This is a genomic window from Polaromonas sp. UBA4122 (genome assembly GCA_002381615.1).
Lineage (GTDB): Bacteria > Pseudomonadota > Gammaproteobacteria > Burkholderiales > Burkholderiaceae_C > Polaromonas.
Window position 1 is genome coordinate 1 of record DFWY01000043.1, and the last position, 10,485, is coordinate 10,485.

At 58.5% G+C, this 10,485-nt stretch carries 9 protein-coding genes, 2 rRNA genes and 1 pseudogene; 6 read left to right on the forward strand and 6 right to left on the reverse strand.

Annotated features, from left to right (window positions below; genetic code table 11):
- Both B3F77_RS05980 and rrf read left to right on the forward strand, forming a co-directional pair.
- Nucleotides 1-926 (forward strand): 23S ribosomal RNA (locus B3F77_RS05980); the annotation flags it as partial.
- 136 nt (nt 927-1,062) lie between these two features.
- Nucleotides 1,063-1,175 (forward strand): 5S ribosomal RNA (rrf, locus tag B3F77_RS05985).
- A gap of 108 nt (nt 1,176-1,283) precedes the next feature.
- On the opposite strand, the gene B3F77_RS05990 is transcribed toward rrf, so the two are convergent.
- The 3 genes and pseudogenes from B3F77_RS05990 to B3F77_RS20910 form a co-directional block, all read right to left on the reverse strand.
- Nucleotides 1,284-2,204 carry an MBL fold metallo-hydrolase gene (locus B3F77_RS05990; RefSeq protein ID WP_293604088.1) on the reverse strand — a complete coding sequence of 307 codons (921 nt, stop codon included), beginning with the start codon at nt 2,202-2,204 and terminating at the stop codon, nt 1,284-1,286.
- Nucleotides 2,205-2,228: 24 nt separating this feature from the next.
- Nucleotides 2,229-2,419 (reverse strand): annotated as a pseudogene (locus B3F77_RS05995) (AMP-binding enzyme); the annotation flags it as partial.
- Nucleotides 2,409-2,717: a hypothetical protein gene (locus B3F77_RS20910; RefSeq protein ID WP_414702968.1), complete on the reverse strand. Its 309-nt coding sequence runs from the start codon at nt 2,715-2,717 to the stop codon at nt 2,409-2,411. The pseudogene B3F77_RS05995 and the gene B3F77_RS20910, both read right to left, overlap by 11 nt.
- 161 nt (nt 2,718-2,878) lie before the next feature.
- Here B3F77_RS20910 and B3F77_RS06000 point away from each other — a divergent pair, with 161 nt between their 5' ends.
- The 3 genes from B3F77_RS06000 (at nt 2,879) to ubiA (ending at nt 5,567) form a co-directional block, all read left to right on the forward strand.
- Nucleotides 2,879-3,862, forward strand: coding sequence for a LysR substrate-binding domain-containing protein (locus B3F77_RS06000; RefSeq protein ID WP_293604081.1), 984 nt, complete (start codon nt 2,879-2,881; stop codon nt 3,860-3,862).
- A gap of 65 nt (nt 3,863-3,927) precedes the next feature.
- The gene (locus tag B3F77_RS06005; protein ID WP_293604082.1) at nt 3,928-4,710 is read left to right on the forward strand and encodes a Dyp-type peroxidase domain-containing protein; all 783 of its coding nucleotides are present in this window, start codon (nt 3,928-3,930) and stop codon (nt 4,708-4,710) included.
- Entirely contained in the window at nt 4,710-5,567 is an 858-nt protein-coding gene (gene ubiA, locus B3F77_RS06010) for a 4-hydroxybenzoate octaprenyltransferase (RefSeq protein WP_293604083.1), read from the forward strand. The genes B3F77_RS06005 and ubiA overlap by 1 nt, the downstream gene beginning before the upstream one ends.
- A 136-nt stretch (nt 5,568-5,703) precedes the next feature.
- Here the strand turns inward: ubiA and B3F77_RS06015 are convergent, their stop codons facing one another.
- The 3 genes from B3F77_RS06015 to glpK all read right to left on the reverse strand — a co-directional run bounded on the left by B3F77_RS06015 (nt 5,704) and on the right by glpK (nt 8,618).
- Entirely contained in the window at nt 5,704-5,928 is a 225-nt protein-coding gene (locus tag B3F77_RS06015) for a hypothetical protein (protein ID WP_293604084.1), read from the reverse strand.
- A gap of 257 nt (nt 5,929-6,185) precedes the next feature.
- Entirely contained in the window at nt 6,186-7,025 is an 840-nt protein-coding gene (proC, locus tag B3F77_RS06020; protein WP_293604085.1) for a pyrroline-5-carboxylate reductase, read from the reverse strand.
- Between the two features lie 90 nt (nt 7,026-7,115).
- On the reverse strand, nt 7,116-8,618 hold the full coding sequence (gene glpK / locus B3F77_RS06025; RefSeq protein ID WP_293604086.1) for a glycerol kinase GlpK: 1,503 nt from the start codon (nt 8,616-8,618) through the stop codon (nt 7,116-7,118).
- Nucleotides 8,619-8,848: 230 nt separating this feature from the next.
- On the opposite strand from glpK, the gene B3F77_RS06030 reads away from it, so the two are divergent.
- A complete protein-coding gene (locus B3F77_RS06030) occupies nt 8,849-10,447 on the forward strand; it encodes a glycerol-3-phosphate dehydrogenase/oxidase (protein ID WP_293604087.1) in 1,599 nt (532 codons plus the stop codon).
- The last annotated feature ends 38 nt before the right edge of the window (nt 10,448-10,485 follow it).

Consider the following 10,485-nt stretch of genomic DNA (forward strand, 5'->3'; position numbering starts at 1 on the left):
ACGATGGCCACACTGTCTCCTCCTGAGACTCAGCGAAGTTGAAATGTTTGTGATGATGCAATCTCCCCGCGGAAAGACGGAAAGACCCCATGAACCTTTACTGTAGCTTTGTATTGGACTTTGAACAGATCTGTGTAGGATAGGTGGGAGGCTTTGAAGTGTGGTCGCTAGATCGCATGGAGCCAACGTTGAAATACCACCCTGGTGTGTTTGAGGTTCTAACCTAGGTCCATTATCTGGATCGGGGACAGTGCATGGTAGGCAGTTTGACTGGGGCGGTCTCCTCCCAAAGTGTAACGGAGGAGTTCGAAGGTACGCTAGTTACGGTCGGACATCGTGACGATAGTGCAATGGCATAAGCGTGCTTAACTGCGAGACTGACAAGTCGAGCAGATGCGAAAGCAGGACATAGTGATCCGGTGGTTCTGTATGGAAGGGCCATCGCTCAACGGATAAAAGGTACTCTGGGGATAACAGGCTGATACCGCCCAAGAGTTCATATCGACGGCGGTGTTTGGCACCTCGATGTCGGCTCATCTCATCCTGGGGCTGTAGCCGGTCCCAAGGGTATGGCTGTTCGCCATTTAAAGAGGTACGTGAGCTGGGTTTAAAACGTCGTGAGACAGTTTGGTCCCTATCTTCCGTGGGCGCTGCAGATTTGAGGAAGCCTGCTCCTAGTACGAGAGGACCGGAGTGGACGAACCTCTGGTGTACCGGTTGTCACGCCAGTGGCATTGCCGGGTAGCTAAGTTCGGAAGAGATAACCGCTGAAAGCATCTAAGCGGGAAACTCGTTTCAAGATTAGATCTGCCGGGGCCTTGAGCCCCCTAAAGAGTCGTTCAAGACCAGGACGTTGATAGGTCAGGTGTGGAAGCGCAGTAATGCGTTAAGCTAACTGATACTAATTGCTCGTGCGGCTTGACCCTATAACTTTGATTAATTCAAAGTTGTTATGCCAAGTTGACGCATTCAAAAAGCGCAAAAGCGCGAAAACTAAATAAAAACTGATTTACTCTATGAATTCGATGGGTTGTTGTTATGACAATCTATCAAAAAGTTATGCCTGATGACCATAGCAAGGTGGTACCACTCCTTCCCATCCCGAACAGGACAGTGAAACGCCTTAGCGCCGATGATAGTGCGGATTCCCGTGTGAAAGTAGGACATCGTCAGGCTCTTACAGTGAGAAACGCCCAGTTGATTTTTAATCAACTGGGCGTCTTCTTTTGTGGAATCAGTTTTCTCATGAGGTCTTAGAGTGTTGGCGTCAACACTCGTGGAGCTCAAGCATTCAGGATGTATGCGCCATCTTTTCTGGCTACGCCAGAGGCCACGAGCTCTGCGCACAGTTGTTCTATCCACAGGCGAACCGGGGCATCCTCGAAAAACTTCTTCCTGATCTGCATGAAATACGGGGTTTCGATGGCCCACTGTGAAAATTCATCAAAAGATTGCCGTTGTGTTTCAAGCAATTTGAACTTGAGCAATACCTTCGCAGCATGTTGCGCGTGTTTGAGCGGATTTTTGACAAAGGACTCCAGGCGCAGCCGCGCGCGAGCCAGCACTTCGGGGGTGTAAGCGAAGACCCGGCCATGCCCAGGGATAACGGTCTTGGGGTTCAGCTGTTCAATCTTGTCCAGCGTTGCCGCTACTTCAATAAATGCGGCGGCTCCTTCAAGCTCGGGAAACACCACACCAAAGCCGTTTTCCCACAAGGCATCGGCAGAGATCAGGACTTTGCTGGCAGGCTCAAAAAAAACTAGTGAATGAGGATCGTGCCCGGCCGCCGCGTGAATTTCCCAATGGCTTGCACCAAATCGCATTTTCGTCCTTGGGCGAAGAGTGTTGTCGAATTTAAATCGGGGGCAAAGTTGCCCTGTCGGCACATAAGTCAGCGCAAACGGGTCCCATTGCGCCACCTGGTGCGCATGACCTGGTGGGATCAAAGTCTTGAGGTCCGGATAACGAGCTTGCAGAGCAGCGTTGCCACCGCAATGATCGCTGTGCAAATGGGTGTTGACGAGAAAATCGAGAGGGCGATCACCTAGAACGGACTCAACCAGCGACAGCGTTTGCGCGGCGTGGGTGCAGTATCCGCTGTCGACCATCAAGGTTTTATCACCATCGGTGAACAAAATGTTGTTCGCGGATAGCCAGCCGCGTTCAAAGACGTGCAGTCCAGCTGGCAAGTTAGTCGTGGGCATCATAGAGCCGCCCCGAGAAAGCCTTCAGGCCGGCGCACGCAACGCAAGCCTGAGGATTTTTCCGACGTTGGTTTTGAGTAAATCATCGCGAATTTAAATTTTTTTGGACGCTTGTAACCTGTGATGAGATGCTGCTTGCAATAGGCGCTCACGTCGTCTTCGGTCAGTGTAGGGTCATTTTTCATTACAAAGACTTTGATAGCTTCACCCTGCTTCCATCCAGCGGTCCAAGCAGACCGGAAACGGCTGGGATGCTTTTTTCTTGAATGAGTCTTCCCGCAGCTGATTGAGCGAGCGGAACTGCTCGGGGTCTGTCTCGTGTGCGACGCCGTCCGGGTAACTCTTGAGCCAATGCTTGTTCATACAAACAAACTCCTTGCGGCTGATTGTGAAAGCCTCGCCGCAGAATATGTATGGGGCTTGTCCTAATGCAATGAGAAGCACCGGGCCAGCAAATTTATTTATCTGGTCTCGCCGGTGACAGCCTGCGTCTTCAAACAGGGACCGGCTCATTGATTGCGTTGCTCAGACAACACGAATGAGTACTATCCACCAGAGACGGTCATTTGCATGAAGCTGGCCGGCTGGGAAAGCCGCTACCCACCCTAAAGACTGAGCCCCAACCACCACGGCATAAAAAGCATCGGAATGTCGAAAAGCAGCACAATAAGCCCATGACGCTGACCGAACTCAAATATATTGTTGCCGTGGCCCGCGAAAAACACTTTGGCAAGGGGGCTGATGCCTGCCATGTCTCGCAGCCGACGCTCAGTGTGGCCATCAAGAAGCTGGAGGAAGAGCTGCAGGTCAAGCTGTTTGAGCGCAACGCCAATGAAATTACCGTGACTCCGCTGGGTGAAGAAATCGTGCGCCAGGCGCAAAGCGTGCTGGAGCAGGCGAACAACATCCGGGAGATTGCCAAGCGCGGCAAAGATCCGTTGGCTGGCGCGTTGCGGCTGGGCGTGATCTATACCATAGCACCCTATCTATTGCCGGACTTGGTGCGGCAGACCATCGCGCATATACCGCAAATGCCGCTGATGCTTCAAGAAAATTTCACCGTCAAATTGCTCGAAGAGTTGCGCACCGGGGAGCTTGATTGTGCAATTTTGGCCGAGCCGTTTCCGGATGCCAATCTGGCGATTGCGCCCCTGTACGACGAGCCTTTTATGGCAGCGGTCCCCAATGCCCACCCACTGGCCGCGCGCAGCAGTGTCTTGGCCGAAGAGCTCAAGAAGGAAACCATGCTGCTGCTGGGAACGGGCCACTGCTTTCGCGATCACGTGCTGGAAGTCTGCCCCGAGTTCGCGCGGTTTTCCAGCAGCACCGCAGGCATCCGCAAGAGTTTTGAAGGCTCATCGCTGGAGACCATCAAGCACATGGTGGCTGCGGGCATGGGCATTACGCTGGTGCCGCGCCTGAGCGTGCCCAAAGACGCGCTGGCTGCCCCGGTCGCCGGGAAAAAATCAGCAAGAATCAAAAATGCTGTGGCCGCAGAGCAACCCTCGTATATCAAATACCTGCCCTTCGAGGGGCATATACCCACCCGGCGCGTGGTACTGGCCTGGCGGCGCAGTTTTACGCGCTATGAAGCGATCGCAGCATTACGCAACGCGATTTATGCGTGCGAACTGCCGGGTGTGACGCGTCTGTCCTGAGCCTGGCGCACTGCCGGCGCCCGCCTGAATACAACTTAACTGAACCGAATCCAAGGAGCGTTCCGATGGAACTTTCGCAAACCGGCATCCTGGCCGACGTGCCCCGCACGGGCCGCTATCTACGGTTCTCGTTGACGCAACCGGCGACTGCAGGCGACGCGCTACGGTGCCCTGTCCCGTCGGTGGATGGCCGGTCCGTAGTGGTGAGGGTGGGCCCGGCCTTGGCTACCGCGCTGGGCGCACAGGTGCCGAAGCTGCGTGAGTTCCCGGCGCTGGCGGGCCATGGGATTGCGGTACCCGTTACGCCCACGGCGCTGTACTGCTGGCTGCGCTATGAGGGGGATGCCGATGCCGGTGATCTGGTGCTGCTGACGCGCCAGCTGGAAAAGGCGCTGGCACCGACCTTGCACCTGGACCGGGTGCTCGACGCCTTTCGACATGGCCGAGGCCCGAGCGGGCATGGCCGTGACCTGACGGGCTACGAAGACGGCACCGAAACCCCCGCCGAGCAAGATAACATGGTGGGCCGACGCCGCAGCGACAACGAGGAACTGGATAACGCGCCTGCATCGGCGCATGCCAAGCGAACCACGCAGGAAAGCTTTGAGCCCGAGGCCTTTGTGCTGCGTCGCTCCCTGCCTTGGGCTGTCGGCCACAAGGCAGGGCTGATGTTCGTGGCGTACGGCTGCTCGTTCGACGCTTTCGAGGTGCAGTTGCGCCGCATGGTGGGGCTGGACGATGGCATCACTGACGCGTTGTTTCGTATTTTCAAACCCGTGTCGGGTGCGTGCTTCTGGTGTCCACCGCTGCGGGCCAGGCGTCTCGATTTGCGTGCGCTGGCCCTGTGATGCGCGAGAGGTTCGCGCTCTACCTCCAACTGATCCGCTGGGACCGCCCTGCCGGCTGGTTGCTGCTGCTCTGGCCCACGCTTTCGGCGCTATGGGTGGCCTCGCACGGTTTTCCGGGCTGGTATTTGCTGACGGTGTTCACGCTGGGAACGTTTTTGATGCGCAGTGCGGGCTGTTGTCTCAATGATGTGGCCGACCGTGATTTTGACCGGCATGTCAAACGCACGGCCCAGCGGCCGGTGACCAGTGGCGCGCTATCGGTCAAGGAAGCGCTGGCGCTGGGTGCGGTGCTGACCCTGCTGGCGTTTGGCCTGGTGCTCACCACCAACGCAGCCACCATCGCCTGGTCGTTTGTCGCGCTGGCCGTGACGCTGATTTATCCCTTGGCCAAACGTTATGTGTCCATGCCACAGGCGGTGCTGGGTGTGGCCTTCAGTTTTGGCATTCCGATGGCTTTTGCCGCCGTTCAGTCGCGCGTACCTTTGCTGGCCTGGGTTTTGTTGCTGGGTAACCTCTTCTGGGTGATTGCCTACGACACCGAATACGCCATGGTGGATCGGGACGATGACCTGCGGATTGGCATGAAAACCTCAGCCATCACGCTCGGGCGGTTCGATGTGGCCGGCGTCATACTCAGTTACCTGTTTTTTCTGTCAATTTGGGCTCTGGCCCTTATTGAAAGGGCACAACAAGCTATCTATTTGATAGCGATTCTCCTGGCCTTGCTGCAGGCGCTGTGGCATGGCTGGCTGATACGCAAACGTGAGCGCGACGACTGCTTCAAGGCGTTTCGCCTCAACCACTGGCTGGGATTCACGGTGTTTGCCGGGATTGCTTTGTCTTATTTGGGGCATTGAGTCCAAGCGTCCCTGTTTTTACGGGGGGCGTTGGGTCGTCTGGCCGGCTCCACGCGCATAAAAAAGCCCGCGCGCGGCGGGCTTTTTAGGACTTTTGGCTTACCGGGTGACCCCGGCATGTCAAGCGTCGCTATGCTTACTTGGCAGCTTTTTTGGCTTTTGCCGTGCGTTTAGCCTTGTGCTTGGCTTTAGCCTTGGTTTTTGCTTTTGCGGGCGTTGCTTTTTCAGCAGGCGCTGAGGCAGGCGCTGCAGCCGGAGCGGCTACAGGTGCGCCGGTCTGGGCAGATGCTGGCGTGGAGATCACGGCCAAAGGCATAGCGAGGACAGCGGCGCTGGCGAGGATGGACAGAAATTTTTTCATGGGAAACTCCGAATGTTAGAAAAGTATTTACACGCACTTTGCCTAGGTCGTCCACACAGGTGGTTCATGACAAGAAGCGCGTGCGCATTGTAGTAACGTTCACGTGTGCCAAGTGGTTGACGAAGTCGGTCAGGTTGGCCGCAGTGCAGTTTGCGTGGACCGGAATTGCACTCTGCAACAGGATAAACTGCTATTAAAAGAATAGCTGCATTCTCCCGTGATTCCTAGGGGATTCGCTGATTTGATGCGGAAAATTCTCAGCTAGCGCCGAATTCGTCGCCCAACTCGACGGCGCGCTGCCTGGCGGCCTGGATGGCACGCATGAACTGTTGTTTGACGCCGTCCTGCTCCATGACTGTAAGAGCCGCGTACGTTGTGCCGCCTCTGGAGGTCACACGGGCGCGCAGGACTTCGGGCGACTCTGGGGAGCCTTCAGCCAGTGCCGAAGCACCCACAAAGGTCGCCACGGCCAGTTTGTGGGCCTGCTCATGGCTGAGGCCCATGTCGGCGCCGGCCTGGATCATGGCCTCGATGAAGTAAAACACATAGGCTGGGCCGGATCCGGAGAGAGCGGTCACGGCATCCAGCCGTTCTTCCTGGTCCAGCCACAAATAGTCCCCTGTGGTCTGGATCACACGTTCGACCGACAGCCGGTCCGCTGCGGACGCGGCCGGGCGAGCGAAGAGCGCGGTCATACCCTTGCCGATCAGTGCCGGCGTGTTGGGCATGGCGCGCACCACGCGCTCGGTGCCCAGCCACGACGCAATGCTGTCCGAGCGAATGCCGGCCGCCACGCTCAGCTGCAGCGCCTTGGCGGTGTGCGGGCCAGCCTGCTGTGCCGCCTCCTTGAAAGTCTGGGGCTTGACGGCCCAGACGACCAGGGTTGCGCGGTTCAGCGAGGCGCCAGGGGCTTCGCCGACCGCCACCTGAAACTGTTGCGTCAGCTTGGCCCGCTGTTCGGCAAATGGCTCCACCACCTGAATCTGGCTGGCTGGAAGGCCTTGTCTGAGCAGGCCGCCAATGATGGCGCTGGCCATGTTGCCGCCGCCTATGAAGGCGATGTGTTCGTTGTTGCTGGAGGAGTTTTGAGTGCTCATGCCCGTGTTGCTCTTTAAATCGGGGCGGCTTTGAAAGCATCCGCCCTACAGCGGATTGTCGCCCATGGTCCGGTTGACAGCGCTCCCCCGTTACTCAAGCGCCGTCTGCCGCACGGCATGCTCCCATTGCTCCATCAGGGCGGCGGCCCGCCCGGCGCTGAGTGTGGGTAAAAATATGCGGCCTGCGCGCCACAGGCTGGAGAGTTCGGCCGTGCTGCGGTACACACCACTGGACAGGCCGGCCAGGTAGGCGACACCGAGTGCGGTGGTTTCGATCACGGCGGGGCGCACGACCGGAATGCCCAGCAAGTCGGCCTGAAACTGCATCAGCAAGTCGTTGATGCAGGCCCCGCCATCGACCCGCAGTTCGGCCACGGGCGCTACACCGGCGCTGACTGCATCGCGGCTCATGGCTTGCAGCAGAACTGCACTCTGGTAGGCGATGCTTTCTAGGGCGGCCCGCGCAATGTGGGCCATCGTCGTGCCGCGGGTTAGCCCGGTGATGGTGCCGCGGGCGTCCGGCTTCCAGTAGGGCGCGCCCAGACCGGTGAAGGCTGGCACCACCATCACGCCGCCGGAATCCGGAACGCTTTGTGCCAGCGCCTCCACCTCGCCGCTGCCCTTGATGGCGTGCAGGCCGTCGCGCAGCCACAACACCACCGCACCGCCGACAAACACGCTGCCTTCGATGGCAAATTCGGTCTGTGCTGTGGTCTGCGCAGCACTGGTGGTAAGCAGGCCGTTGCGCGAGGTCTGGAACTGCGTGCCGGTGTGCATCAGCATGAAGCAGCCCGTGCCGTAGGTGTTCTTGGCCATGCCCGCCTTGAAGCAGGCCTGCCCAAACAGCGCACTCTGCTGGTCGCCAGCGACACCGCCGATGGCAATCGCGTGGCCCAGTAGTTCGGGCCGGACCTCGCCGTAATGCGCGCTGGAAGGCATCACCCGGGGCATGAGCGGCGGCGGAATGCCCAGCAATTCCAGTAGCTCGGCATCCCACTGGTTGGTGTGGATGTTAAAAAGCAGGGTGCGCGAAGCATTGCTTACGTCGGTGGCGTGGACTGCGCCAGCCGTGAGTTGCCATATCAGCCAGCAGTCGATGGTGCCAAAAGCCAGTTCGCCGCGTTCGGCTTGCGCGCGTGCGCCGGGCACGTGGTCGAGCAGCCATTTGAGCTTGGTGCCTGAAAAATAGGCATCAATCAGCAACCCGGTTTTGGAATGGATCAGCGCCTCCTTGCCACGCTCGCGCAGTTGCACGCAGGTGGCTTCGGCGCGCCGGTCTTGCCAGACGATGGCATGGTGGATGGGTTTGCCGGTCGCACGGTTCCAGACCACCGTGGTTTCGCGCTGGTTGGTGATGCCCAGCGCACGGATGGCGCTGGCCTTAATGCCTGTTAGGCCGGCCTGATGCAGCGCCTGCCGGGCGGTGGCCAGCTGGGTGCGCCAGATTTCCTGTGGGTCGTGTTCGACCCAACCCGGTTGGGGGTAGATCTGTGGCAACTCCTGCTGGGCCATGGCGATGACATGGCCCAGCTCATCAAACACAATGCTTCGGGAACTGGAAGTACCTTGGTCAAGGGCGAGCAGATAAGTCATGGTATTTCAGTGGCAGTTCACACGAATCGGTATCGAAAAGTTCCAGACACTCTATACCGAAACATAAAAAAGCGACCAGGAAAAAAACTATCAAAAAAGACCCACAGCGAGAGATGCAGAAAAGAAAAAAACCCGAAAAATAGGGCTTCGGCTGAAACCGTGCAGGCGGTGGCTGAGGTAAGCTGAAAACGTGCTGCAGATGAATTTTATGGAAACAGAAAAAGAAGCCCATGGCGACTGAATCCCTGCCGGCGCGTGCGCGGCGCAAGGACCTGATGGACCGGCTTGCCGAGCAGCGTCACTATGACGTGGCCATCATCGGGGGCGGGGCCACCGGCCTGGGGGTAGCGCTCGATGCCGCCGCACGCGGTTTTTCTGTAATATTGGTCGAATCGCACGACTTTGCCAAGGGCACCTCGTCCCGCACAACCAAACTGGTGCATGGCGGGGTCCGTTATCTGGCGCAGGGCAATATCTCACTGGTGCGCGAGGCTTTGCGGGAACGCACGACCCTGCTGGCCAATGCGCCGCATCTGGCGCAGCCGCTGCCCTTTGTGATGCCTTCGTATAAATTCTGGGAAGCGCCATTTTATGGCGTGGGGCTCAAGATGTATGACGCCCTGGCCGGCAAGGCCGGACTGGGAGCCACGGCGTTTTTAAATAGGAACGAAACCCTTGCGTGCCTGCCGACGCTCCAGCCGCAGGGCCTCAAGGGCGGGGTCAAATACTGGGACGGTCAGTTTGACGACGCTAGGCTGGCCTTGGCCCTGGCCCGCACTGCAGCGCGCCAGGGCGCGCTGCTGGTCAATTACTGTGCAGCCACCGGTTTGATCCACGAAAATAATAAATTGGTGGGCCTTCACGCGCAGGACAGGGAGAAGGGCCCCGAAGAGGGCCGCTCTTTCGAACTGAAAGCCCACTGCGTGGTGAACGCTGCAGGCGTGTGGGTCGACCAGCTGCGCCTCCAGGACGGGCAGGCGATCGGGCGCGATACCCAACCCATGGTCGCGCCCAGCCAGGGCGTGCATATTGTGGTGGATCGCTCGTTTTTGTCCACGGACCACGCGATGCTGATTCCCAAAACGGCTGACGACCGGGTGCTGTTTGTCGTGCCGTGGCTGGGTAAAACCATCCTGGGCACCACCGACACGCCGCGTCATGACCTGGCACGCGAGCCGCTGCCATTCAAGGAAGAGGTTGATTTCATCCTGCGCGAATCGGCCCGTTACCTGAACCGCGCCCCAGGCCCGGCCGACATCAAAAGCATTTGGGTGGGGTTGCGGCCGCTGGTCAAACCAACCGATGACGACGCCGGAAGCACCCAGGCCCTGTCGCGTGAGCACACGGTACTGGTCAGCAAAAGTGGCTTGATCACGGTGACCGGTGGCAAATGGACCACTTACCGAGCCATGGCCGAGGACGTCTTGCACAACTGCTTCGCCGCAGGATTGCTCCCGGCGCGTACGGGAATAGCGACTGTGCATCTTAAGTTGGTGGGTGCACAGGATTCAGCTACCAAAATCAGCGATTCGCCGGGCATCCATTTGTACGGAAGTGAATCCGGTGCCGTTCAAGGCCTACCGGGTGCCGGGCATGAACTTGGGGGTGGGCTGACAGAAGCCATGGTGCGGTTTGCAGCGCGTTACGAGTACGCGCGTACCGTGGAAGATGTGCTGGCTCGCCGGTCCCGGCTGCTGTTCCTGGATGCGGCCCTGGCCCGGTTCGTGGCACCAGAAGTGGCCGCCCTGCTGCAGCAGGAAAACGGGGTGGATCCCCAGCTGGAAGCCTTTTTGGTACTTTGCAGCCAATACCTCCGCTTGCCGGCCTGAGGCGCTTGGTTATAGCGAGATGCTATGGATGCCTCCCT